Annotated in this window: 23 protein-coding genes; 15 read left to right on the top strand and 8 right to left on the bottom strand. The window is 73.4% G+C overall.

The window, feature by feature from the left end; all coding sequences use genetic code 11:
• Nucleotides 1-56: 56 nt before the first annotated feature.
• Together QQY24_RS27915 and QQY24_RS27910 are read left to right on the top strand one after the other, a co-directional pair.
• On the top strand, nt 57-1,022 hold the full coding sequence (locus tag QQY24_RS27915; RefSeq protein ID WP_301976373.1) for a dihydroxyacetone kinase subunit DhaK: 966 nt from the start codon (nt 57-59) through the stop codon (nt 1,020-1,022).
• A 25-nt stretch (nt 1,023-1,047) separates the two neighbouring features.
• On the top strand, nt 1,048-1,776 hold the full coding sequence (locus QQY24_RS27910; RefSeq protein ID WP_301975476.1) for a DAK2 domain-containing protein: 729 nt from the start codon (nt 1,048-1,050) through the stop codon (nt 1,774-1,776).
• Nucleotides 1,777-1,848: 72 nt separating this feature from the next.
• On the opposite strand, the gene QQY24_RS27905 is transcribed toward QQY24_RS27910, so the two are convergent.
• The gene (locus QQY24_RS27905) at nt 1,849-2,598 is read right to left on the bottom strand and encodes an HAD family phosphatase (RefSeq protein ID WP_301975475.1); all 750 of its coding nucleotides are present in this window, start codon (nt 2,596-2,598) and stop codon (nt 1,849-1,851) included.
• Between the two features lie 241 nt (nt 2,599-2,839).
• Nucleotides 2,840-3,850, bottom strand: coding sequence for a ScbA/BarX family gamma-butyrolactone biosynthesis protein (locus QQY24_RS27900; protein WP_301975474.1), 1,011 nt, complete (start codon nt 3,848-3,850; stop codon nt 2,840-2,842).
• Between the two features lie 128 nt (nt 3,851-3,978).
• On the opposite strand from QQY24_RS27900, the gene QQY24_RS27895 reads away from it, so the two are divergent.
• The 6 genes from QQY24_RS27895 (at nt 3,979) to QQY24_RS27870 (ending at nt 8,184) form a co-directional block, all read left to right on the top strand.
• The gene (locus QQY24_RS27895; RefSeq protein ID WP_301975473.1) at nt 3,979-4,674 is read left to right on the top strand and encodes a ScbR family autoregulator-binding transcription factor; all 696 of its coding nucleotides are present in this window, start codon (nt 3,979-3,981) and stop codon (nt 4,672-4,674) included.
• 332 nt (nt 4,675-5,006) lie between these two features.
• Nucleotides 5,007-5,318: a hypothetical protein gene (locus QQY24_RS27890; protein ID WP_301975472.1), complete on the top strand. Its 312-nt coding sequence runs from the start codon at nt 5,007-5,009 to the stop codon at nt 5,316-5,318.
• An 82-nt stretch (nt 5,319-5,400) separates the two neighbouring features.
• Nucleotides 5,401-5,700, top strand: coding sequence for a hypothetical protein (locus QQY24_RS27885; protein WP_301975471.1), 300 nt, complete (start codon nt 5,401-5,403; stop codon nt 5,698-5,700).
• 338 nt (nt 5,701-6,038) lie between these two features.
• Entirely contained in the window at nt 6,039-6,356 is a 318-nt protein-coding gene (locus QQY24_RS27880) for a peptidoglycan-binding protein (RefSeq protein ID WP_301975470.1), read from the top strand.
• A gap of 50 nt (nt 6,357-6,406) precedes the next feature.
• Nucleotides 6,407-7,186 carry a D-Ala-D-Ala carboxypeptidase family metallohydrolase gene (locus QQY24_RS27875; RefSeq protein ID WP_301975469.1) on the top strand — a complete coding sequence of 260 codons (780 nt, stop codon included), beginning with the start codon at nt 6,407-6,409 and terminating at the stop codon, nt 7,184-7,186.
• Nucleotides 7,187-7,287: 101 nt separating this feature from the next.
• A complete protein-coding gene (locus QQY24_RS27870; RefSeq protein WP_301975468.1) occupies nt 7,288-8,184 on the top strand; it encodes an endonuclease/exonuclease/phosphatase family protein in 897 nt (298 codons plus the stop codon).
• Between the two features lie 30 nt (nt 8,185-8,214).
• Here the strand turns inward: QQY24_RS27870 and QQY24_RS27865 are convergent, their stop codons facing one another.
• The gene (locus tag QQY24_RS27865; RefSeq protein WP_301975467.1) at nt 8,215-8,493 is read right to left on the bottom strand and encodes a hypothetical protein; all 279 of its coding nucleotides are present in this window, start codon (nt 8,491-8,493) and stop codon (nt 8,215-8,217) included.
• A gap of 102 nt (nt 8,494-8,595) precedes the next feature.
• Between QQY24_RS27865 and QQY24_RS27860 the strand changes: the two genes are divergently transcribed.
• Nucleotides 8,596-9,345, top strand: coding sequence for a 3-keto-5-aminohexanoate cleavage protein (locus tag QQY24_RS27860; RefSeq protein ID WP_301975466.1), 750 nt, complete (start codon nt 8,596-8,598; stop codon nt 9,343-9,345).
• A gap of 133 nt (nt 9,346-9,478) precedes the next feature.
• On the opposite strand, the gene QQY24_RS27855 is transcribed toward QQY24_RS27860, so the two are convergent.
• The gene (locus tag QQY24_RS27855; RefSeq protein ID WP_301975465.1) at nt 9,479-10,630 is read right to left on the bottom strand and encodes a glutathione-independent formaldehyde dehydrogenase; all 1,152 of its coding nucleotides are present in this window, start codon (nt 10,628-10,630) and stop codon (nt 9,479-9,481) included.
• 303 nt (nt 10,631-10,933) lie between these two features.
• Between QQY24_RS27855 and QQY24_RS27850 the strand changes: the two genes are divergently transcribed.
• Together QQY24_RS27850 and QQY24_RS27845 are read left to right on the top strand one after the other, a co-directional pair.
• Entirely contained in the window at nt 10,934-11,353 is a 420-nt protein-coding gene (locus QQY24_RS27850) for a CBS domain-containing protein (protein WP_301975464.1), read from the top strand.
• Nucleotides 11,354-11,506: 153 nt separating this feature from the next.
• Nucleotides 11,507-11,692, top strand: a complete 186-nt coding sequence (locus tag QQY24_RS27845) for a hypothetical protein (RefSeq protein WP_301975463.1) — start codon at nt 11,507-11,509, stop codon at nt 11,690-11,692.
• Between the two features lie 182 nt (nt 11,693-11,874).
• Here the strand turns inward: QQY24_RS27845 and QQY24_RS27840 are convergent, their stop codons facing one another.
• Complete coding sequence (locus QQY24_RS27840; protein ID WP_301975462.1) at nt 11,875-12,324, bottom strand: MarR family transcriptional regulator; 450 nt, start codon at nt 12,322-12,324, stop codon at nt 11,875-11,877.
• 382 nt (nt 12,325-12,706) lie between these two features.
• Here QQY24_RS27840 and QQY24_RS27835 point away from each other — a divergent pair, with 382 nt between their 5' ends.
• Nucleotides 12,707-13,270 carry a Dps family protein gene (locus QQY24_RS27835; RefSeq protein ID WP_301975461.1) on the top strand — a complete coding sequence of 188 codons (564 nt, stop codon included), beginning with the start codon at nt 12,707-12,709 and terminating at the stop codon, nt 13,268-13,270.
• A gap of 817 nt (nt 13,271-14,087) precedes the next feature.
• Here the strand turns inward: QQY24_RS27835 and QQY24_RS27830 are convergent.
• Nucleotides 14,088-14,837 (bottom strand): TIGR03943 family protein, encoded by a 750-nt coding sequence (locus tag QQY24_RS27830; protein ID WP_301975460.1) that lies wholly within the window; start codon nt 14,835-14,837, stop codon nt 14,088-14,090.
• On the bottom strand, nt 14,834-15,868 hold the full coding sequence (locus QQY24_RS27825) for a permease (RefSeq protein ID WP_301975459.1): 1,035 nt from the start codon (nt 15,866-15,868) through the stop codon (nt 14,834-14,836). The genes QQY24_RS27830 and QQY24_RS27825 overlap by 4 nt, the downstream gene beginning before the upstream one ends.
• Nucleotides 15,869-16,079: 211 nt before the next feature.
• Between QQY24_RS27825 and QQY24_RS27820 the strand changes: the two genes are divergently transcribed.
• Nucleotides 16,080-16,700: an AAA family ATPase gene (locus tag QQY24_RS27820; protein ID WP_301975458.1), complete on the top strand. Its 621-nt coding sequence runs from the start codon at nt 16,080-16,082 to the stop codon at nt 16,698-16,700.
• 311 nt (nt 16,701-17,011) lie between these two features.
• Here QQY24_RS27820 and QQY24_RS27815 read toward each other — a convergent pair whose 3' ends face one another.
• A complete protein-coding gene (locus tag QQY24_RS27815; RefSeq protein ID WP_301975457.1) occupies nt 17,012-18,448 on the bottom strand; it encodes a glycoside hydrolase family 76 protein in 1,437 nt (478 codons plus the stop codon).
• Between QQY24_RS27815 and QQY24_RS34875 the strand changes: the two genes are divergently transcribed.
• Both QQY24_RS34875 and QQY24_RS27810 read left to right on the top strand, forming a co-directional pair.
• Nucleotides 18,390-20,441, top strand: a complete 2,052-nt coding sequence (locus QQY24_RS34875) for a CBM35 domain-containing protein (protein WP_367658056.1) — start codon at nt 18,390-18,392, stop codon at nt 20,439-20,441. The genes QQY24_RS27815 and QQY24_RS34875 overlap by 59 nt on opposite strands.
• A gap of 172 nt (nt 20,442-20,613) precedes the next feature.
• A complete protein-coding gene (locus QQY24_RS27810) occupies nt 20,614-22,791 on the top strand; it encodes a discoidin domain-containing protein (RefSeq protein ID WP_301975455.1) in 2,178 nt (725 codons plus the stop codon).
• Nucleotides 22,792-22,898 lie beyond the last annotated feature (107 nt).

Here is a 22,898-nt window from a genome sequence, read left to right as displayed (position 1 = left end):
GGCCGAAGAGGTCTGGGAGGCCGGCCGTGGTGTACTTCGCGAATTCCCCCGACCGCATGGTGCCCGACGCGCTCGCCGGGTTCGCCCGGGTGCACGCCGACCTCGTCGTCCACGACGAACAGGGTGGTTTCCTCCGCGCCCGGAGCCCGGCTCCCACCCGCCGCGTGGGGATCGTTTCGGGCGGTGGCTGCGGACACGAGCCACTGCACCTCGGCTTCATCGGCGCGGGCATGCTCGACGCCGTCTGCCCGGGCCGGCTGATGGCCTCGCCGCACAACCGCCAAGTGTTCGACGCCTCCCGCGCGGTGGCGCGCGGCGGGGGTGTGCTGCACCTGGTCAAGAACTACACGGGCGACCGGATCAACTTCGGCATCGCCGCCGAGCGGCTGGCCCACGAGGGCATCGACTGCGCCCGGGTGCTGGTCGACGACGACCTGGCGTCGGAATCGGCCGAGTCGGCCGCGGGCCGCCGGGGCACCGGGGCCACCGTCCTGGTGGAGAAGGTGCTCGGCGCCGCCGCCGACACGGGGCTGGGGCTGCGCGAACTCGCCGGGCTCGGCGCCGAACTGGCCGGCCGCTGCCGCAGCCTGGCGGTCGCCTCGGCCGCGCACACCGCACCGGCCACCGGCCGCGCCGCCTTCGAGCTCGCCGAGGGCGAACTCGAGTACGGAGTCGGCATCCACGGCGAGCGGGCCCGCCGCACGGTGTCCCGGCCGCCGCTGGACGAACTGGTCACGGACATGACGGAGGCACTGCTGACGTCACTCGGACCGGCTCCCGGCGAATCGGTCATCGCCCTGGTCAACGGGCTTGGCGGGGTGACGCGTCTCGAGCTGTACGGAGTGGCGCGCGCACTCGCGCTCCGGCTGGACGGGCGCGGACTGGTGCTGGAGCGCACCCTCGTGGGGGACTTCGTCACCGCGCTGGACATGCGCGGTTTCTCGCTCACGCTCATGCGGGCGGACACCGAGACGGTCAAGTGGTTCGACGCGCCGGCACACACGCCCGCGTGGCCCCGCTGACCCATGGGCGGCAGGAGGTGGCACGATGCTGGACCACTACACGCCGGAGGACGACACCACACACACGGGGGCAGCCTTCACCGAGGGCTGGATGCGGAGATTCGCCGCGTCGGCCCGGGCCACCGAGGCCCAGCTCACCGCACTCGACCAGCAGGTCGGTGACGGCGACTTCGGGACCAACCTCAGGGCGGGCCTGGACGCCACCGTGACCGCCCTCGACACGGAGGCCGTGACCGTGGCGTCCACCGCCGGACGGGCCGCCCGGGCCGGCGGGCCGCTCCAGACGGCCGCCACCGCCTTCCTGGACGGGGTCGGCGGCACCAGCGGCCCCCTCTTCGGACTGCTGCTGGAGGAACTGGCGGTCGCGGCGGCCGGTCCCGCCCTGGACCTGACCGCGCTGCGGGCCGGCCTGACCGGTGGACTCGCCGCGATACAGCGGGTCGGCGAGGCGCGGCCGGGTGACAAGACGCTGGTCGACGCCCTGTATCCGGCCTGTGAGGCGCTGCGGGTGTGCCCGGCGGAGGCCGGAGGCCGGACGGCCCTCGCCCATGCGTCGCGCGCCGCATGGGAGGGCGTGCGCTGTACGGCGCGGCTGCGCGCGCGCCGTGGCCGGGCCAGTTATGTCGGCACCCGGGCCACCGGTGTCCCGGACCCGGGTGCGGTGGGCATCGGTCTGCTGCTCTCCTCGGCCGGCGGCGTCGTCGCCGAGCTGGCGCCGCTCCTGGCGGAACCGGAGCCGGCCGGGCCGAGCTGAGCTGAGCCGGCAGCGCTCCACCGCCTCCGGGTCGGGCCCGGGTTCCGGGCGCGGGACGGGCGACCGCCCGGCTCAGCGGGCCGTGGCCGGAAGTCCGGCCCCGGTCGGCAGGGACTCCGAGGCGGGCTTGGGCGTCTTGGCCAGCAGCGGCCTGCGCCCGGTGGCCCAGCCGGTGATCCTCGGGTCCTCCAGCGTCTCGACCCACAGATCGACCAGGTCGGCGGTTTCGTCTCCCGGCCAGGGGCCGACGCCGAGCACCCGCAGACCGGCCCGGACGGCGGCGAGGATCCCGCAGCGGGTGTCCTCGACCGCCATGGTGTCGGCCGGGTCGGCCCCGCAGTGCCGGGCGGCCGCCAGGTAGACGTCCGGGTCCGGCTTGGGCCGGACGGTGCCGTCCGGCACCACCACGGCGCGGAAGTGGTGCCGCAGCCCGGCGGTGTCCAGGCACGACTCCACCACCTCGCGGGGGCAGTTGCTGGCGACGGCCAGGGGGGCGAAGGCGGCGGCCGCCTCCACCATTCCGCGGGCGCCCGGCATCGTCACCGGACGGTCGCGGACGAGTGCGCGGAAGTGCCACAGCAGCCGGTCGGCGAGTTCCCGGCCCAGTTCGGGACGGCCTCCCTCGTCGGCCATGAGCTGCCCGCACTCGGTGTAGTGCAGGCCCTTGGCCCGCTCCGCGAAGCCCGCCGGGGGGGTGATCCCCACTTCGTCGAAGGCACGCTGCCGGGCGTCCACCCAGTGGCGTTCAGTGTCCATCAGGGTGCCGTCGCAATCGAAGACGACGGCCGCCGGGGTCCAGGAAAGGATGCGATGAAGCGTCATCTGTTTGCTTTCCGTTCCGATGTGGGCCGCGGGTGCCGCGGACCGGTGTGCGACGGCGGGTCACCACGGGGGTGAGCGGTGTCGTCGGGGCACCGGCGTGCGTGGCCGGGCGGCGAGAGGTTCCGGGGCAGGGCAGACGCAGCCGTACGACCGTTTTGTCCGTACGGTGTGTCCCACCAGGGAACATAACGATCATTACGCTAGGTTTGACCACATAAGGGAGTCAAGCTTTCACCGTCAGTTACACCCGGGAGAGTGAGTGGTAGCGCAGAACACCGAAGGCACGGCGTTCGCCGTCCTGGTCGAACCGGAAGACACACGTGCGGTGGTGCGGGACGCAGATCACCCGTGCGGCCGGGGTGAACTCGGTGAAGCGCAGCGCCGTCAGCCGGGCACCGGTCATCCGGAGCAGCACCCCGCCGCTCGCCAGCGCGGCGGCCTGCCGTGCCGCCTCCAGCAGCACCATCCCGGGGACGTGGTCGGTGGCGTGGTCGAAGAAGAACGGATGCCGGGGGTCGGCCACGTCCACCACCACGTCCCGGCGCTCGCAACCGTCCTGCGCACCCCGCCCGTCCCGCCCGTGCCCTCCGTCACGCCCGTCCGGACCGGCGCGCTCCTGCGTCCCGGCGAGCCCGATGACGACGTCACGGGGGTGGTTCACACCGAGCGTCACCGGGTCGGGGCGGAACAGCCCGCCCGGCGCCCCGGGCCTCCGGGCGCCGGCCAGCGGCCCGCGCAGGGCCGCGTAGCGGCCGGGGGAGAGGAACCGCGCCCCGCCGCCGGCCCGGGCGAACGCCACCCCGCCGGCCGAGAACTCCACGTGCAGCCGCAGTCCGACGGCGGCACCGGCCTGATCCGTGCGCAGCCGGGTGATCCGCACCCGGCAGGTGACCTCGGTGGCCCCGTGGCGGACCCGGGGCTGCGCCCCGGGTTCCGCCGCGAGGAAGAGATCGGTGATGAGCAGCCGGGCGTCCGCCGAAACGCCGAAGTACCGCAGGGGAATGAAAATGCCGAGTTGACGCAGTGTCTCCGCCACCATCAGCGGATGGTGCATGGCCGTGCCGTCGGCCGGGAAAGTCGGATGCGACCGGGGCCAGCACGCGGCCGCCAAGAAATGCACTTCATCGATACGGAGTACGTCGGTGAGCAGAACCTCCGCCACGGAGACCCGGTGCACCAGTTCCCGGGGAACCGTGCGCGACCAGCTCAGGGCCCGCGGTGCTCCAGCGGCGCCACGGATTCGAGCACTCATTCCCCCAGCAGACCCCAGTTCGGCGGGTTCCGCACACCGGCCCGGCCCTTCGGAGCGGGCCCAGGCACTACATTGCACGAAGCCAGGAAGTACGAAAACTACGAAAACCTCGAAAAAGGTTGCGACGCATGCAGGCAGAATTGACACGGCGGGCCCTGCTGGAAACTGCGGCACAGCTGTTCGACGAGCGGGGTTACGCGGGGACCAGCATCAGTGACATCAGCACGCTCTCCGGCCGCACCAGCGGCGCCATTTACTTCCACTACGCCAGCAAGGAGAAACTCGCGCTCGCGGTCGTCGAGGAGCATTTCGCGTCCTGGCCGCGCCTCATCGACCGTCACCGGTCCGCCGACCGCCCGGCGCTGGAGAAACTGGTCGGGCTGAGCTTCACCGTCGCCCGCGCGTTCCGCGACGACGTGGTGGTCCGGGCCGGTTCCCGCCTCTGGATGGAGCACAAGGCCATCGCCACCCCGCTGCCCACGCCCTTCGTGGACTGGATCGGGGTGGTCGCCGAACTGCTCACCGAGGCACACGCGCACGGTGAACTGGCGACCGCCGTCGACCCGGTCGCCGCCGCGCACAGCGTGGTGTGCGCCTTCTTCGGCCTGCACACCATCTCCGACGCCCTGGACGGCCGGGAACACATCGAGGAGCGCCTGCACGAGCTGTGGCTGCTGCTGCTCGGCGCCCTCCAGGCGGACCCGGACCCGGCGGCCCTGCTCGACCGGGTCCGTGCCGACCACCCGCCCGCCACGGCACCGGACGGCCCCGCGCCCGACCGGACGGCCCCCGGGCGGGCCGAGGCGGAGCCCTCACGGCTCTGAACCCGCACGGGCACCGGGCGCGGGGGCGCGGACAGGAGCCGGATGCCTGTCCCGGTGCGCCCCCGCGGCGGAGGCCGGACCGGCCCCGCCCACCGCGGCGACGTGCGACACTCCCTCCGGGAATCCGGTGCGGAACACGGCCGGCGTTCCACGACGGGGGCCGTGCCCCGGCCTTCACCGAAGACCTCGCGGCCCGGTCGCGCTCGGCGCCGAGCGGCCGGCGGCGCGAACGGCTCCGCTGGAACACCACTGCGAACTTGTTGCGGACATGCCATACATGTCCTACGGTTTACGCGCGTCAACCCCACCCCCGTGACAGGGAGTTGATCGGAATGCCGTTCCGCAGGAGCGTCCTCGCCTGTGCTGCGACCGTCACCGCCCTCGCTCTCGGGCAGTCCTCGGCGGCGGCGGACGTCCCGCCGCAGCACGCCGTCATCGTCTGCCAGAGCGCGAGCTTCTACGCCAACTACGACAGCTCGACCGGCCCCAGCGGCTACCTGCGCACCCTCGCCTACGGCGACAAGGTGGGCCACAGCCCCGGCTCGCACCCCGTCTACAACGGCTGGGCCGCCACCTTCGACTACGGCCCCAACGACTGGGGCTACGTCCGCGACGAGTGCATCGGCGGCTACGGCTCCTGGTGAGCGCCGTGGGTTCGGCGGGTCTGCCCGCACCTCGCTCCCGCGCCCCACGACTCCTCCCCGACAACGGCAGCGAAAGGACACCATGAGCACTCCCAGGCAGGCACTCTCCCTCCGTGGCGCGGTCACCGTCGCCGCCGCGGTCGGCGCCGCGGCACTGCTCGGCACCGTCCCGGCCGTCGCCGCGAACGGCACCGTCGGCGAACGGGAGACCGTCTGCGCCAACGACCTCTACGTCCGCACCGCACCGCTCGGCGCCTGGACGGGCACCCTCTACCAGGGACAGACGTTCCTGGTGGAGAGCAAACAGGGCGAGTGGGTGTACGGCTTCGCGTACGGTGACCTCAACCGCCGCGGCTGGGTCCAGGACGGCTGGTTCTGCTGACGGCACCGCGTCCGCCGCGAACAGTGGCCGCACCGCGACCACTGCCACGGCACGGATCCCACCCCGGCGGCGGGCGCCGGGCCGACGCCGCGGGAACGGTCCGCGGCACCGTCACGCACCGGTCCACCACGGGACGGCCGTGCCCCGGCGGGGCCTCCGGCCGGTCGGCCGCCTCACCCGCCCGGCACCGGGCGCCACCCCACGGTCTCCACCACCGTCCACCGGTGGACCACCTGCACCGGCGACGACAGCGGCTCCGACGCCGCCCACCCACTGTGGATCGCCCGCCGCTCCAGCGGCCCGGACACACTGCCCGCGGGCCGGAGCGCCCGGACGCCGTGGCAGTACGCCGGTTCCGGGACCTTCCCGGCGACCGGGACGCCTCCGACGGCTGCCTCCCCGGCCTCCGGGCCTTCGCCAGGGGCAGCCCCCGCAACCCACCGCCGGCGACCGGTTGGCCCGCCGTGCGGCAGGGCCCCGCCGGGGAACGCGTCAGGACCGCTCAGTACCTGCCCGACACCCACGGTTCCGCGCCCACCGTCGACGGCCCCTTCGGGTCCGCCACCGACAGCGCGGTGCGCTCGTTCCGGTCAGCCCGCGGCCCCGCCGCGGGCGGCATCGCCGGATCCGGCACCTGGCAGGCGCTGGTCGCCTGATCGTTCCGGACCATTCACCCGGTATCCCACCACCAGTGAAGGAGATCTCCATGCGAACGGCAGGACAGTCCGGTGGACGCGTCGACCGCCGCACCCTGCTCCGGGGCGCGGCCGGCCTGGCGGCCGCGCTCGGCGCGGCGGCAGCGGCGGACGTCGGGGGCGCGGGCAGGGCCTCCGCCTACGGCTGGGCCCGTACCCTCCAGCAGGGTGCTTCGGGCTCCGACGTGGTGGAGCTGCAGATCCGCGTCGGCGGCTGGGCCGCCTCCGGCGCCCAGAAGACGTACGTCGCCTGGGACGGCGCCTTCGGCGCGACGACGGCCGCCGCCGTGCAGCGCTTCCAGTCCGCCTACGGCCTCACCGCGGACGGCGTGGTCGGTCCGCAGACCCAGAGCGTGCTCAACGGCCTGGAGGACGGCGACGGTTCGACCGCGAACTTCAACTGGAGCGAGTTCTACTCCTCCGACGGCTCCGGCTTCAGCGGCGGCAAGGTCGGCTCGGCGCAGGTCAAGGAGAACGTGCGCAGGCTGATGTACAAGCTGGAGGCCGTGCGCAAGAAGGCCGGGAACAGCCCGATCACCATCAACTCCGGCTTCCGCAGCATCTCCCACAACGCCTCGGTGGGCGGCGCGTCCAACAGCATGCACCTGTACGGGGTCGCCGCGGACATCGTGGTCTCCGGCCACACCACCCTGCAGACCTACCGGATCGCCGAGACCAGCGGCTTCTCCGGTCTCGAGGCGTACACGCACTCGTGGCAGCACGTCGACAGCCGCGTCCAGTACCCCTCGTACGGCTCCGGCTCGTGGTGGTGGGAGAGCGGCGTCGTGTGAACCGCCCCACCGCCGTGAGGCGGGCGGGCGGTGTCCCGGGCGAGGGGAGCACGCCCCCGCCCGGGACGCCGTCGCGCAGGGACCGGCAGTCGAATCCGACGATGGAGGACCTCGTGGACCGCAAGACCCGGCGACCCACCCGCCGCGTGCTCGCCGCCGCCCTGCTCGCCGCCGCCGTACTCGGCCCGGCCCCGGCCGCGGCCGCCGCGGCGCACCGGCCGGCCGGCACGGAACCGGCCGTGCCGCCCGTGCCGCTGCGTGTGGCCACCTACAACATCCACGCCGGAGCCGGCCAGGACAACGTGTTCGACCTCGACCGCACCGCGGAGGCGATCCGGGGCCTCGACGCCGACGTGATCGGCCTCCAGGAGGTCGACGTGCACTGGAGCGCCCGAAGCGACTTCACCGACGAGGCCCGGGAACTGGCCGGACGCCTGGGCATGCGGGTCTTCTTCGCGCCGATCTACGACGTGCCGCCGACGGCGCCGGGCGGGCGGCGGCAGCAGTACGGCGTGGCGGTGCTGAGCCGCCACCCGGTGCTCGACGCCCGGAACCACGAGATCACCCGGCTGTCCACCCAGACGCCGGACCCGGTACCGGCCCCCGCGCCGGGTTTCGCCGAGGCGACGGTCAACGTCCGGGGCGTCTTCGTGCACGTGTACTCGACCCATCTGGACTACCGCACGGACCCCTCGGTCCGGCGGGCCCAGGTCGACGACATGCTGGACGTCCTGGCCGAGGACTTCGGGCCGAAGGTGCTCGTCGGCGACTTCAACGCCGAGCCGGGCGCCCCCGAGCTGGCGAGGCTGTGGGGCCCCCTGGCCGACGCCGCCCCGAACGGCGGCGGGACGTATCCGGCCGTTGACCCGGTCAAGCGCATCGACGTGGTGGCCGTCTCGCCGGAAGCCACCGTCACCGACGCGTACGAGGTCGGCACGACGGCGTCCGACCACCGGCCGGTGGTCGCCGACCTCCTGCTGCGGCGCCGCGGCCGCTGATGACCCGCTCGGCACGGGGTCCGGGACGGCTCAGCCCAGCGGGATCACCCGGCGCGGGTCCTGCTCCGTCATCAGCGCGCCGTCCGGTGTCGACAGCAACCGGACGCTGCCGGGGTTCAGCGGTTCCCCGACCGGTGAGGGCTCGCCGAGGTAACCGCGCAGGGTCCAGGGCGCCCCCGGCGGAAGGGTGACGGTGCCGGGGTCCGGGACGTAGAGATCGTCCGTCTCGCCTCCGGCGGTGACGTGCTTCCACGGTGCCCATCGCAGGCCGCCCGCGTCCGGTCGTCGCGCACGTGGGTACGTGGACAACCGCGATGGGCGGGACGACGCCGTCGGCGCCGCGGCCGGGGCTCCGCCCGCACTCGCGCGTGCCCCACGGGTTCCGGCCGGTCGCGTGGCAGAGTACGGTCCATGCTCCAGGTCTGCCTCAACGGCTCGCGCACCACCGCCGACTGCCCCTGGGTGCCCGTCGGTGCCGAGGAACTGGCGGCCGAGGCCCGCCGGGCGGTCGACGCGGGTGCCGAGGACATCCATCTGCACCCCAAGGACGCCGACGGCCGGGACACCCTGGACCCCGGGGTCGTCGGGGAGGCCGTACGGGCCGTCCGGCGGTCCGTGGGCCCACGGATCCGTGTCGGCGTCACGACCGGGGCGTGGACCGAACCGGACCCCCGTCGCCGCGCCGCCCTCGTCCGGTCGTGGACGACGCTGCCCGACCACGCGTCGGTGAACTGGCACGAGGAGGGGGCCGACCTGGTCGCGGAGGCGCTGGCGGACCGCGGCATCGGTATCGAGGCCGGTCTCCACTCCGGCACGGACGCCCTGCGCAGGTTCACCTCGTCCCCCTTCGTGGACGGTGTCCTGCGCGTCCTGGTGGAGATCACCGACACGCCCGCCGACCGGGCGGCGGTCGCCGGCCGCCGCCTGGTCGAGGACGTGTCGGTCCTGAGCCCGGCCCCCGTCCTGCTGCACGGCGTCGACGACACGGCCTGGCCGGTGCTCGACACCGCGGCCGCGCTGGGCGTCGACACCCGGACGGGCCTGGAGGACACCCTGCTCCTTCCGGGCGGAACACCCGCTCAGGGCAACGAGCCGCTCGTCCGGACCGCCCGGCGCGTCCTGAACCGCTACGGCAACAGCGGACCCGCGCGATTGGTGTGAGGGGCCGGGGAGACACCCGGGGCCGGGGAGCGGCGGATGGACCGCCGCTCCCCGGCCCGGCACTCCGCCCGCCCCGGAGGCGTACGCCGCGAGGGCATTGCGCGCCTCATGCCGGGAAGGGACCTCCCGGGTCCTACGCCGCGAGGGCGTGACCGGGGTGCAGCACCACCTTGGTGTATCCCTCGATCCGCTTGTCGAACTTCTCGTACGCCTGGGGTGCCTGGTCCAGCGGCAGTTCGTGGGAGACCACGAAGCTGGGCTTGGCCCGCCCGGCGATGATCAGGTCGCGCAACTGGCGGTTGTACCGCTTGACGTTGCACTGACCGGTGCCCATCTGCTGCCCTTTTTCGAACATCCTGCCGATGGAGACCAGCAGCTGGCCGTGCTTGGCGTGCTCGTCGGGCCCGCCCGGGTCCGAGGGCACGTACAGACCCGGTATGCCGAGCATGCCGGTCGGCCGCACCGTCTCGACCAGTGTGTTGAGGACGACGGCGGGTTCCTCGTGGCTCGCGTCGGGCGCCTGGGCCTGGTACCCGACGGCGTCCACGCCCTTGTCGGCTCCCTCTCCGCCCGTCTGCTCCTTGATCTGTTCGGCCGGGTCGCCCTGCGTGAAGTCGATGGGGATGGCCCCCATCTCCTCGGCCTTGGCGAGCCGCTCGGGCACCCGGTCGACCGAGAAGACCTTCGACGCACCGCGCAGCAGCGCGGAGTAGGCGGCCATCAGACCGACCGGGCCGGCACCGAAGACGGCCACGCTCTCGCCGGGGATCACCTGGGCGAGTTCGCATCCGTGGTAACCGGTCGGGAAGATGTCGGCGAGCAGGATGAAGTCGGACTCGAACTCGTCACCCGGCGGCAGCTTCAGGCAGTTGAAGTCGGCGTAGGGCACCCTGAGCCGCTCGGCCTGGCCGCCGATGAAGGGGCCCATCGCCACGTATCCGTAGGCCCCGCCAGCGAAGCCGGGGTTCACCGTCAGGCAGAAACCGGTCTTCCCGGCCAGGCAGTTCTTGCAGAAACCGCAGGCCACGTTGAAGGGCATCACGACACGGTCCCCCTCGGACAGGGAGGTCACGCCGCTGCCGACCTCCTCGATGATGCCGAGGTTCTCGTGTCCGAAGACGATGCCCGATTCGGCGGCCGTGCGGCCCTCGTACATGTGCAGGTCCGAACCACAGATCGCGGTCGACGTGACCCGTACCAGCACGTCGTTCGGGTGCTGGATCTGTGGGTCCTGCACGTCCCTCACCGCCACGGTGAAGGGCTTCTCATAGACGACAGCTTTCACTTGGGCCACCTCCGCATCGAGCGCCGGACGGCGACGGTGAGGGAGGGGCCACTGCCGGGGGACGCACGGGAGGGCGCGGGCCCCGGCCGTGCCGCGGCCCCGCATGCGCTCGCTTCACCGCCGGGTACTTCCAGGTAACGCCCTCACGGCGGCAGCCGCAACTTCCGCCCCGACCCACCGGGACCCGATCACCTGTTCGATCGCCGTCCGCCGGGATCGGGGTGTGCCTGCGTGGCGCGTGCCGGGTACTCGTCGGGGGCGACGCGGTGAGCGGCACCGCGGAACCCGATGAAGGGAGGCGTCATGACTCAGCACGTACGCGACATCATGACCAGCCGGCTGGTGACGGTGGAGCCGCAGACCCCGGTGACGTCGGTGGCCCAGCGGATGCGCGACGAGAACATCGGGGTCGTCCTGGTGACCGAGAGCGACGAACTGCGCGGCCTGGTCAGCGACCGCGACCTGGTCGTGCGGGCGCTCGCGGAGGGCGGCGACCAGGACCACAGGTCCGTCGCCTCCGCGTGCAGCGACGACCTCGTCACCGTGGCACCGGAGGATGACCTGGACAGCGCGGTGCGGCTGATGCGCGAGCACTCCGTCCGACGCCTCCCGGTCGTCGACCACGGACACCCCGTGGGCATCGTCTCCCTGGGCGACGTGGCCATGGAGCGGGACGCGGAGTCGGCGCTCGGCGACATCAGCGCGGCGAAGTCGAACCAGTAGGACCCCGCGGCACGAGCGGCAGGAGCGGGGCTGCGATCCGGCGTCACCCGCTCCTTGCCGGACGTGACGTTTCTCCGCCGGGGTCCGCTCCCGCCGCGCGGGACGGCTCCCGGAGGGGGAAGCCGTCGAAGGCCCACGAGGCGGAGGGAACCCATGGAACAGATCGGGGACAAGCCGGAAGAGGTGCGCGAGCACCTCGACGAGGAGGAGCGGTCCGCCGGGGATCAGCGTCCCGCCGGGGACGGGCAGCCGTCGCGGGGCCGGCCCGGGCCCGAGGAGGGGACGCGGCGGACCGCCGACGGGGACGAAGCCGGGACCGCGGACCCCGCGGACGCGTAGCGACCGGGCCGGCCGTCGGCCGAAGTCCCGGCGGGAGGGCGCCTTCCGCGCCCACCGGGGACAACGGCGGACCCGGTGCGGGCGGCAAGGACCGGCCCGCTGCCCGGCGGCGGGATCCTGCGCGCCCGCCGCACGGCGGTGCCCGGTTCCCTCCCCCGCCGTGGTTCCGCAGGGGTGCCCCGTCACAGCGGCGAGCGGCTGCGGGGCACCCGGGCCAGCGGGCTGACCCGCCCGTAGAGCTGGTCGAAGGCGTCGCGCAGCACCGGGCGGTCCGGCGGCAGGGCGGTCACCAGCGTCTGTTCCAGCAGTTGCCTGCGGCGCTGCCGCGTCGCTTCCAGCACGCACTTCCCGGCGCCGGTGAGACCGAAGGCCCCGGGGGCGACCGGGCGCACCAGTGCGCGCCGTTCCAGCCGGTCGAACACCCTCGTCATCGACACGGGGCTGACGCCGAGGCAGCGGGCGATCCGGTCCGGGCCCGCCTGCTCGTTCTCCAGGGCGAGCAGCACGCGCATCTGTTCGCGGGAGATCGTCGGAGCGACGTCCTCGTGTGCGCGCTGCCACAGCTCGATCATCGATTCGGCCACGTGTTCCGCGGCCGGCGTCGCTTCGGCAGGTTCGGGATGCACTGACATGGCTTTCCCCTTCCTCGATGCCGCTGAGTACACGCGCATACCCACCTGACGGCGCGTCAGCCCCGCCCAAGCGTTCGATACCGTCCTGAACTGGGACGACGGACCAGGACTGCACGGTGTGGACCAGCCATCCGGGTGACGGGGCCGGCACGAGGGGGCCACACCCGCCCGGTCTCCCGCACGCCGGCCACGCCCGGACGCGGAAGGCTCCGCGGCGCGCGGTGCGCCGCGGGGCCCGGCGACGGACCCGCCGGCCGCGGCACCGCGCCGTCCCCGTGGGGGACGTCCCGGCGAGCGCCGGCGGTCCAGGTCTGGCATGGTCGAACCGGGGCAATCGTGATGTCGACAGCCAAGCGCACTCCGCTGACAACCGAGGTGAGCCATGACGCAGGACCTGACCCCCGAATACACGGTGCCCGGCATCGAGCGCGAGGCGGCCGGCCGGCTCATCGGTGTGCTCAGGCTCCGTCTGCACGCTCTCAACGATCTGCACCTGACGCTCAAGCACGTGCACTGGAACGTGATCGGCCCGCACTTCATCGGTGTCCACGAGATGATCGACCCGCAGGTGGACCGGGTCCGGGAGATGGCCGACGACGTGGCGGAGCGCATCGCCGCGCTCGGCGGCGTCGCCCAGGGGACGCCGGGGACACTGGTCGCCGAGCGCACCTGGGACGACTACTCCATCGGCCGGGCCGACGCCATCGCCCACCTCGGTGCGCTCGACCTCGTCTACACGGGGGTGGTCGAGGGCCTCCGTGCCGCGATCAAGACGGCGGCCGAGATCGACACGGCCACCGAGGACCTGCTGATCGGGCAACTGCGCGACCTGGAACAGTTCCAGTGGTTCGTGCGCGCGCACCTCGAGAGCGCCGGTGGCACGCTCGCCACCAGCCGGGCCCACACGGAGGAGGAGGCCGCGGCGCAGGGGGCCGAGCTGGGCTGAGTCCTTCTCCCGGCCGCCGAACACGCCGACGGCGCGGGTCCGCAGGGGAAGCCCTCCCGCGGACCCGCGCCGTCGGCGTGCGGCGTCGCGGGCGGGCTGCCGGTCGTCCGGCGGCAGTGCCGGGCTCGGCGGCGGCCACCAGGAGCACCCCCGTCCGTCCGGCGGGCAGGAGGTTCGGGCCGGCGGCCCGGATCGTGCGGCGCACCGGCTGCGGCCCACGGGGTCTTGCGACCCGACCGCCGGTCGCCCGGGCCGAGGCGCTCGAGGACGGGCGCGTCCGGTGCGGTGAGCACCCCGTCCGGGACGAGCGCCCTCGCCACCCGGACGACGAGGCCCGCGAAGTCGGTCGAGGCGTCGGGGTTGGTGGCCGCGGTGAACAGTTCGTGACCGATGCCCTCGGCGGAGGCGACGAACTCACCGCCGGTGACACCGGGGACGGCCGGCGGCCCGCCCGTCCTGAGCGCCGCGGGGAACGGTGCCGCCGTCGTGGGGGCGCCACGCAGCCGAGCACGTGGTGCCGGCGTCCGCCCACGACCTGGACGATCCCCACGAGTTCGCGTCCGGGAGGGGCCGGCGAGCGGCCTGCGGGCACCAACGGGTGCGGGGCGCTGCGCACGAGCGGTGTCCCGGTCGTCGGCGCCCCGGTCCGGCCGGTCGGCCGCGCACCGCGTCCCGCCCGCACGGCCGCCGGGGAACCGCGTGCGGCACCGCCGGAGACCCGCCGGCGCATCGGGCTCCCCTCCGCGCGGCGCAGCACGAAGGGACACCCCGCCCGCTCCCGAACGCGGGGGCGACCGGCGGGCGGAGGAGCACCGGGTCATCTCGTGGGAGTGAGCGGGAGGGCGTCGGTGTACGCGTTCACCGGCTTGGCGGTCTTCTCCACGGAACGGGCGTCGAGTGCGACGGGTGCGGAGCTCGTGCCCAGGGTTCCGCCTGGGTGCCAGGTGCCCGTGACGACCACCCAGGTGTTCGCGGACGGGGCCGGGGTGCCGTGGACCCGTACCTTCACGGACTGGGCGTCCGCTGCGCAGCAGGAGATGATGATCCGGGTCAGGAACCAGCCGTCGCCCCGCCGGCCGGACGTGACGAAACCGGTCATCCGGACCGTGCGGTCCCTGATGGCCCGTGTGCGGTCCTGCTGCACGCGGCGGGTGAAGTCGGAGAGGGTGATCGGAAGCGGTGAGGCCGCGGGCAGCGGGTCGAAGTCGTCCTGGTGGGTGATGGCCCTGGGGGCCTCGCGGGAGGCGGTGTACGCGCCGAGGGCGGGCGGGGCGTAGACGAGCAGGCTCAGCGCCGGGAGGAACAGCAGCCATGCCGCACGGGGTGCGCCGGAGTGGTGGTGCCCGTGGCCGTCGTCGCCGTGGTCCGCGGTTTCGTCGTCCTCGCGCCGTCGCCCGTAGGAGACCGCGTCCGCCACGCCGAGCAGGATCAGCAGGACCCCGGAGGCGATGAGCAGCGGGCGCATCCCCTCCTTGACGTAGCGCAGGTAGAGGTCGGTGAAGAGGGCGACGTGCAGCAGGCCGATGCCGCTGAGGACGAGCAGGGTCATCTGAAACGGGCGTTTCACAGCAGTGCTCCTCCGATCAGTGCGCTGGACAGGACCGCCACGACCACCGTGGCGGCGGAGAACCGGACGGCGAAGGCCCGGCCGAAGGTGCCCGCCTGAAGGGCGATCAGCTTCAGGTCGACCATCGGGCCGACCACCATGAACGCCAGCCGCGAGACCGGCGAGAACCCGCTGAGCGAGGCCGCCACGAACGCGTCCGCCTCCGAACACACCGCCAGCACGATCGCCAGCCCGGCCAGGAACAGCACCGACAGCCAGGGCGAACCGGAGAACACGTCCAGCACGGAACGGGGCACCGCCACGTTGAACGTGGCCGCCGCCATCGCGCCCACCACCAGGAATCCGCCCGCGTGCAGGAAGTCGTGCTGGAAGCCGACCCGGAACTCCCGCCACCGGCTGCCGCCCACCTGGTGCCCGCTGTGCCGCACCACCGGCCGCAGCCACTCGGCCCGCCCCCGCCACAACCACAGCCAACCCATGACGGCGGCCGTGCCCAGCGAGGCCAGCAGCCGGGCGGCGACCACGGCCGGGTGACCGGGGAAGGCGACCGCGGTGGCAGTCAGCACCACCGGGTTGATCGAGGGCGCCGACAGCAGGAACGCGAACGCGGCCGCGGGCGTGACACCCCGCCCGATCAGGCTGTTCGCCACCGGCACCGACGCACACTCGCAGCCCGGCAGCACCACCCCCGCCACACCGGCCACCGGCACGGCGAGCACCGGCCGACGCGGCAGCACGCGGCTGAACACCCGCGCCGGCACGAACGCGTTGATGGCCCCGGACAGGGCCGTGCCCAGCAGGAGGAAGGGCAGCGCCTGCACGGTCACGGCGAGGCAGACGGTCCGCCACGCCTGCATCGCCGGCGTCTCCATCCACCTGCCCCCGAAGTAGAGCACCGCACCGGGCACGGTGGCCGCCCCCAGGAACAGCAGCGGCCACCACCGGGGCCAGCCGGCGGCAGTGCCGTCCCCCGCCGTTCCGTCCGCGTCGACGGCCTCGGCCTCCTCGGCCCGTTCTTCTGTTCTCTGCATGCCAGCCCCGCCTGTCGGATGTCCCCGCCAACATAGCCGGAGCGACGACCGGGCCATCCGGACGGTCCTGCCCCACCGTGGTCTTCGAGCCCGTCGGGTCCGTCCGGGCCCGTCGGCGGGCCGTGGACGCGCCCCGCTCCGCCGCCCCGCCGGGGCCGGAGCCCGCTTCGAACCCGGCGCGCCGGTCGAACCCAGTGATAAGGATCGCCGCATGGATCAGCCCACCACCGACGCCACGACCCCGGCTCCTCCCCCTGGAAGGGTGATCGTCCTCACCGGTCCGCCCGGTGCGGGCAAGAGCACCGTGGCCCGCCTGCTGGCCGACCGGCTGTCGCCCAGCGTCCACCTGCACTGCGACGACTTCTGGCACTTCATCAAGCGGGGTGCGATCGCTCCCCACCTCCCGCAGGCCCACCGGCAGAACGAAACCGTCATCGGTGTCCTGGCCGACGCCGCCTTCGGCTATGCCGTCGGCGGCTACCAGGTCATCTGCGACGGCATCGTCGGCCCCTGGTTCATCGACGCGTTCCGGACCACGGGTGGGACACGGGGTGCCGAGCTGCACTACGCCGTCCTGCGTCCCGATCAGGACACGACGCTGCGCCGGGCGGCCGGCCGCGGTGGCGACGCGCTGACCGACCCCGACCCGATCCGCTCACTGCACCGGCAGTTCACCGGCCTCGGCGCATTCGAAGGACACGTACTCGACACGACGCACCTCACTCCGGAAACCACCGCCGACTCCGTCCTGCACGGCCTCGACGGAGGTGCTTTCCTGCTCGGGCCGGGGTCTCCGTCGCCGCGGGCGAACCACCCGATCCACCATTCCTGACGACCGGCTCCCCCCGGTGACCCCGCCGCCGTCCGTGCGGCCGGCTGCCGCGGCTGCGGCGCTCCGGCTCAAACGGCGGGACGGCCCGCCGCCGTGCCCAGCACGACGCCGGTGGCCATGCCTCCCGGTCTCCCCCGTCCTCTGCCTCCCTGTCGTTCGGCGTCCCCGGCGACCTCCCGGCCGCTGTCGGTGGTGGGGAGCTGCACGCTGCCGTATCCGCGGGCGTCCGGGGCTGGGACAGGCAGCCCAGTGCCCGCGGGGGCCTGGCCGGCTCCGCCGCACCGGCCCCCGCAGGTCCTCGCCGGTCCGGGTCAGCCGGCCGCGTTGAGGAGGTCCAGGGCGCTCTGCTGGCAGCCGTAGTCCGTGGTGCCGGCGCCGCCGCCCCAGTGCGGGCCGTACTGGTCGAGGGGGTTGCGGTCGTGGGTGTAGGCGGTGTTCGCCCAGCTCGCGAGGATCCCGGTGTACGGGTGGTCGCCGAGCTGGGTGTTGAGCCGTCCCAGGCCGCGGACGTAGGCGCCCTTGAAGCTGGGGCCGTCACCGGTGCAGGAGTCGCCCTCGCCCGGCTCGCGCAGCACCCCGTTGGTCTGCAGCCGCACGGTCGAGGCGTCGGCCAGCGTGCGGGCGGTGGTCAGCAGCGCCGAGTCACCGGTGGCCCGGTACAGCTCGGTCAGGCCCCCCAGCACCACGCCCTGGTTGTACGTCCACGTCGGCTGGCCGTTGTTGGCGCACGCGTCGCTGAGACCGTCGTTGATCATGTTGTTGCCGTTGATCATGCCGCTGTTCCGGAACCACGACCATTCGCTCCTCGCCCGGTTCAGATACGTGGTGTCGCCGGGGATGCGGTTGTGGAGGGCGGCGGTGAGCTGGAGGAACAGCTCGTTGGTGATCGCGTTCTTGTAGTTGCCGTTGGTGTTCCACCGCACTCCGCCGCCGCAGGTGCCGTTCCAGTTGGCGTACATGTGGTCGGCGTCGGCGCGGGCGGTGTTCAGGTAGCGGCTGTCACCCGTCATGTCGTACGCGGCCACCCAGGCCAGGCCCCACCAGCCGGTGTCGTCCAGGTACTCGTTCCTGAACTGCCCGCCCTGCGCGTTGATGTTCTTGTCGTACGTCTGGGCGATGGTGTACGTGTAGCTGCCCATGCCGGTGATCCGGGCGTTGTCGATGATCGCGGTCAGCGCGTTGGCCCCGGTCCACCATCCGTTGCCCCCGAACAGCTTGGTGGTGCGGTCGTACGACATCATCAGCGCGGTCGCCGCGGCGGTCCGCCGGTCGCCGGCGTTCCACGTGGTGCGCGCCCACGGCGTGCACACGATGGCGCCGGCCGCCTGCCCGCAGGCCCGCAGCGCTCCGACCCCCAGGGTGTTCCAGTCGTCCACGTTGTACATCAGCGTCCGCCAGCCGCGCTGGCCGGACGGGACCGTCGTGTCGCCGAGCTTGCTGCCGGCCGCCCAGGTGCGGCCGCCGTCGAAGCTGCGGTCGAGCCACACCTCGTCGCCGGCAGCGCCGTTGTCGATGGACGCCCAGCCCATCGCGTCGGTGTCGTCGAAGTGCAGCACGACCGAGCGGCCCGACAGCGCGGCCGTCACCGGCTGCCGGTCCTGGGGGCTCAGGCCCGGATCCCGGGCGTCGCAGTACCTGTTGCACACCGCCGCGGAAGCGGCCGAGGCCGGCGGTGGCGCGGCCACCCCGATGGACAACGTTGTCAGGAGGGCGAGGAGGATGCCGGAGGCGGATCTGCTGGGTTTCATGGGGGCTCCCGAACCGATCGGACGTGGGGGGACCAGGGGGACCAAGGGGGTGGGGGTGAGGGCCGCGCCGCGAGGAAGACCGACGCGCTCCTGTGAAGCTAACCACGGCCTGACGCCCCGTCAATGGTCCGGACCGCAGCCGGATCAGCGACGCACGCGCCTTCCCGGGGTTCCGGGCACCGCACCGCCGCCGCGTGATCCCGTCCCCTGGCCAGGACGCCCGCACGGCCAGGGGCAGACCGACGGCCGGTGTGCGTGCAGCGCGCCTGTTCATCCGGCAGTGCGCACACGATGGACGCGGGAGCCCCGGCCGACTTCACGGGAGCGCTCCCGTGCCGGGTGGGGCAGGACGCCTCCGGCGCGGCGACCCCCCACGAGGAGGAGGTGCGCCTTGTCCCCGCACACCACGCCGCTCCGGGCTCACGGGACTGCTGCTGTCCGGCGCGCTGGCGCTGTCGGCGGCGGCGTTCCTGGCACCCGGCAGCGCTCAGGCCGCCGGTTCCGGTCGGTTCCGGTTCTGGTTCCGGTCGGTTCCGGTTCCGCCCAGGTCTACCTGGCCGAGGACGGCACCCGGGACGGTGTGACAGCCGGCGCTTCGGTCTCCGGTTACCAGGGCAGCGGTCACGTCGAGGGCTTCGACCAGGCGAGCGACAGCGTGACGATCACGGTCCCGGACAGTCCCGGCGGCCTGCACACGCTGTCGGTGCGCTACGACGCCCCGTACCGCGACAAGAAGGCGAACCTGCCGGTCAATGACGCCGGTGTGGGTGAGATCGCGCTGCCGGCCACCGACTCCTTCACCGACGCGGCGGCCGCGAACGTCCTGCTGAAGGCCGGCGCCAACACGGTGACCGTCAGCAACGACTGGGGCTGGTACCTGATCGACTCGGCCGCGCTCGCCCCGGCCCCGCCGTGTCCGCCGCACGCGGTGACCGGCGGACCGACCGATCCCCCGGGCCACCCGGAGACCGAGTCGCCGATGCGGTGCCTGACCGCGAACCACGGCAGGGGCATCCTCAGCGGCCGGCAGGACGCGGCCCACGAGCGATGGCTGGAGGTCGGCATCGGCAAGGCCCCGGCGCGGGAACCCGCCCGGGGCGGACGGCGCGGACCTTTCTCGAGGAACAGACGCGCGGCCGCGCACCGCCCCGCGCCTCCGTTCCGGGAGGGGCCGCCCGTCCGGCCGCCCGTCCGGTGCTGCCGGTCACCGGCGGCGGCCCACCCCCGGTCGACACGGCTTAACTCACACCAAAAGAAAAGCCGCGTTGGATTCCTTGACCTGCCTCTGGCGAAGAGGCATGGTTTCGGAGAGCGCTCTCCCATCCTCTTTGATCACCGCACCTCCCGAGTCAAGGAGCCGACTTCGTGTCCGCAGTCGATGCCGTGGCGGGACCGTCACGAGGAGGACGGGCCACTGCAGCGTCCGGAGGGATCGCAGGAGCGTTTCCCACCTCTTTCGCCGGCGCCCCGCTCACGCTTCCCCCGACCGCCGCGGCCCAGGCGGTTCCCGCCCGCCGTCCCGGGGCAAGCCCGCGACGGCGGGCGGCCGGGAGCAGCACGGGGCACCGGCCTGCGTCCACCACGCCGACCGGGCGGTCCGGATGAACCGGCCGGGCACGGTCCGCTCCGGCCCGGGCCCGGCCACGGCCGTCCCGGACAACGGCACAACGGCGCAACGGCGCGACGGCGCAGCGGTCATGGAGGTCGCCGACGGCGTCCGGCCGTCCGGCTTCCCCGTCGGCACCGGTCCGGCCGACCCGCCCACCCCGCTGGAGACCGGTCCCCGGGGTGCCGCCGCGGACCACTCCGCCGACCCCGCCGTCCCCCAGGACCTGCGCTTCCGCATCGACGGCGCGGGGCCGGCCGAGGCCACCGCCGGCCCGGCCGCCAACAGGAACGGCGTGATCGTCGGCCACACCCGGGGACGGCGTGCGGACCGCGGTGCCGGAGTGGACCGGGACGCGAACCGGGCCGGCCACGGCGTCCGCGCTGAGGACGGCGACGCCCTGTCGCCGGCCTCGGGCCCTCGCCCGTCCCGTCGACGGCCGTCCCCGCCCTTGACCCCGCCACCCCTCCGCACTCCCCGTCCGAGCCGGACGCACCTGCCCCGCATCCCGGCCCGGAGGGGCCAGCCAGCGCGACGAGCCGATCCGTCAGGAGCACCCGTGTCCAGACCACCTTCCACGACCGCACCCGTCCCACGCCGCGCCGGCGTGTCCCTTATCGCGCTCGGCGCGCTCCTCGCGTCGTCGCTCACCGTCGCGCTCGCGCCGAACGCGCACGCGGCCGACACCCTCCTGTCCCAGGGCAAGCCCGTCGCCGCTTCCTCGCAGGAAGGAGACGGCTACGCGGCCGCCGCCGCGGTGGACGGCGACCTGACCGGGACCCGGTGGGCCAGCCAGTGGAGCGACCAGCAGTGGCTCCAGGTCGACCTGGGCCAGCGGTCGAACCTCAGCCGTGTCGTGCTGACCTGGGAGAGCGCCTACGGCAGGGACTACGAGATCCAGGCATCCGACAACGGCAGCGACTGGCACCCCCTGAAGGCGGTGACCGGCGGCGACGGCGGCACCGACGACCTGGCCGTGTCCGGGACCGGCCGCTACGTCCGGATGCAGGGCCTGGCCCGGTCCGGCGGCTACGGGTACTCGCTGTGGGAGTTCCAGGTCTACGGCTCCCCCGGCGGCAGCACTCCGCCGCCCGCCTCGGGCGCCGTGAAGGTCGAGGGCGGCCAGGGCAACTGGCGCCTCACCGTGGGCGGCCAGCCGTACACCGTCAAGGGAGTCACCTGGGGCCCGGCGGCCTCCGACGCTCCCAAGTACCTGCCGGACGTGAAGGCCATGGGCGCCAACACGATCCGCACCTGGGGCACCGACGGCTCCAGCAAGGCGCTCCTGGACGCCGCGGCGTCCAACGGGATCCACGTGATCAACGGTTTCTGGCTCCAGCCGGGCGGCGGGCCGGGCGCCGGCGGCTGCGTCAACTACGTGACCGACACCGCGTACAAGAACGACTCGCTCACCGAGTTCGCCAAGTGGGTGGAGGCCTACAAGAGCCATCCGGCGACGCTGATGTGGAACGTCGGCAACGAGTCGGTCCTCGGTCTGCAGAACTGCTACAGCGGCAGTGAACTGGAGGCGCAGCGCAACGCCTACACCAGCTTCGTCAACGACGTCGCCGAGAAGATCCACAGCATCGACCCCGACCACCCGGTCACCTCCACCGACGCGTGGACCGGCGCCTGGCCGTACTACAAGCGCAATGCGCCCGACCTCGACCTGTACGCGATGAACTCGTACAACAACGTGTGCAAGGTCCGCCAGGACTGGATCGACGGGGGCTACACCAAGCCCTACATCATCACCGAGACCGGTCCGGCCGGCGAGTGGGAGGTGCCCCACGACGCCAACGGCGTCCCCGACGAGCCGACCGACGTGCAGAAGGCGGACGGGTACACCAAGGCCTGGAACTGCGTGACCGGCCACCAGGGCGTGGCCCTGGGCGCCGCCCTCTTCCACTACGGCACCGAGCACGACTTCGGGGGCGTGTGGTTCAACCTCGTGCCCGACGGGCTGAGGCGGCTGTCGTACTACGCCGTCAAGAGGGCGTACACGGGCTCGGCGTCCGTCGGCAACACTCCCCCGGTCATCAGCAACATGACCGTCTCCCCGGCCTCCTCCGCACCGGCCGGCGGCGAGTTCGCCGTCCACGCCGACGTGCGCGACCCGGACAACGACGCGATCACGTACAAGGTCTTCCTCGGCGGCAACTACGCCAGCGGCGACAAGCGGCTCGTCGAGGCCCAGTGGCGCTCGACCGGCAACGGCAACTTCGCCCTCACCGCGCCGCAGAAGCTCGGCGTGTGGAAGGTCTACGTCCAGGCCGAGGACGGGCACGGCAACGCCGGCATCGAGACCAAGTCCGTCAAGGTCGTCCCCCCGCCGGTGAGCGGGACCAATCTGGCGCTGAACCGGCCCGCGACCGCCTCCTCCTCCCAGCAGTCCTACGGCGACTGCCCCTGCCCCCCGGCGCTGACCGTCGACGGCCGCACCGACACGCGCTGGGCCAGCGACTGGAGCGACCCCCAGTGGCTCCAGGTCGACCTCGGCGCCTCCCAGGCCCTGCGCAAGCTGCAGCTCGTCTGGGACCCGGCCTACGCCAAGTCCTACGAAGTGCGGGTCCCCGACGCCGGCAGCAACTGGCGTCCGGTGTACTCCACGACCACCGGCGACGGTGACGTCGACGCCATCGAGGTCTCGGCCACCGCCCGCTACGTGCGCCTGCAGCTGACGGCGCGCGGCACGAGCTGGGGCTACTCCCTGCACGAGCTGGGGATCTACAGCTGACGACCGAGCTCCGGGCGGCGGCGGAACCCGTGGAGGGCCCCGCCGCCGAACCGGCCGCACCACCCGCGTGACACGTGTGCGTGCGCGCGGGCCCTCTTCCCACCCCA

This window comes from Streptomyces sp. TG1A-8 (assembly GCF_030499535.1).
Classification (GTDB): domain Bacteria; phylum Actinomycetota; class Actinomycetes; order Streptomycetales; family Streptomycetaceae; genus Streptomyces.
Note: the sequence above shows the minus strand (reverse complement) of the source record. Positions and strands in the feature narration are given on the sequence as shown.

Excerpts from the sequence above, each read along its gene's own strand:
- QQY24_RS27915 (WP_301976373.1), top strand. The coding sequence starts at position 57 with ATGGTGCCCGACGCGCTCGCCGGGTTCGCCCGGGTGCACGCCGACCTC.
- QQY24_RS27910 (WP_301975476.1), top strand. The coding sequence starts at position 1,048 with ATGCTGGACCACTACACGCCGGAGGACGACACCACACACACGGGGGCA.
- QQY24_RS27905 (WP_301975475.1), bottom strand. The coding sequence starts at position 2,598 with ATGACGCTTCATCGCATCCTTTCCTGGACCCCGGCGGCCGTCGTCTTC.
- QQY24_RS27900 (WP_301975474.1), bottom strand. The coding sequence starts at position 3,850 with ATGAGTGCTCGAATCCGTGGCGCCGCTGGAGCACCGCGGGCCCTGAGC.
- QQY24_RS27895 (WP_301975473.1), top strand. The coding sequence starts at position 3,979 with ATGCAGGCAGAATTGACACGGCGGGCCCTGCTGGAAACTGCGGCACAG.
- QQY24_RS27890 (WP_301975472.1), top strand. The coding sequence starts at position 5,007 with ATGCCGTTCCGCAGGAGCGTCCTCGCCTGTGCTGCGACCGTCACCGCC.
- QQY24_RS27885 (WP_301975471.1), top strand. The coding sequence starts at position 5,401 with ATGAGCACTCCCAGGCAGGCACTCTCCCTCCGTGGCGCGGTCACCGTC.
- QQY24_RS27875 (WP_301975469.1), top strand. The coding sequence starts at position 6,407 with ATGCGAACGGCAGGACAGTCCGGTGGACGCGTCGACCGCCGCACCCTG.
- QQY24_RS27870 (WP_301975468.1), top strand. The coding sequence starts at position 7,288 with ATGGAGGACCTCGTGGACCGCAAGACCCGGCGACCCACCCGCCGCGTG.
- QQY24_RS27860 (WP_301975466.1), top strand. The coding sequence starts at position 8,596 with ATGCTCCAGGTCTGCCTCAACGGCTCGCGCACCACCGCCGACTGCCCC.
- QQY24_RS27850 (WP_301975464.1), top strand. The coding sequence starts at position 10,934 with ATGACTCAGCACGTACGCGACATCATGACCAGCCGGCTGGTGACGGTG.
- QQY24_RS27845 (WP_301975463.1), top strand. The coding sequence starts at position 11,507 with ATGGAACAGATCGGGGACAAGCCGGAAGAGGTGCGCGAGCACCTCGAC.
- QQY24_RS27840 (WP_301975462.1), bottom strand. The coding sequence starts at position 12,324 with ATGTCAGTGCATCCCGAACCTGCCGAAGCGACGCCGGCCGCGGAACAC.
- QQY24_RS27835 (WP_301975461.1), top strand. The coding sequence starts at position 12,707 with ATGACGCAGGACCTGACCCCCGAATACACGGTGCCCGGCATCGAGCGC.
- QQY24_RS27825 (WP_301975459.1), bottom strand. The coding sequence starts at position 15,868 with ATGCAGAGAACAGAAGAACGGGCCGAGGAGGCCGAGGCCGTCGACGCG.
- QQY24_RS27820 (WP_301975458.1), top strand. The coding sequence starts at position 16,080 with ATGGATCAGCCCACCACCGACGCCACGACCCCGGCTCCTCCCCCTGGA.
- QQY24_RS34875 (WP_367658056.1), top strand. The coding sequence starts at position 18,390 with ATGGACAACGTTGTCAGGAGGGCGAGGAGGATGCCGGAGGCGGATCTG.
- QQY24_RS27815 (WP_301975457.1), bottom strand. The coding sequence starts at position 18,448 with ATGAAACCCAGCAGATCCGCCTCCGGCATCCTCCTCGCCCTCCTGACA.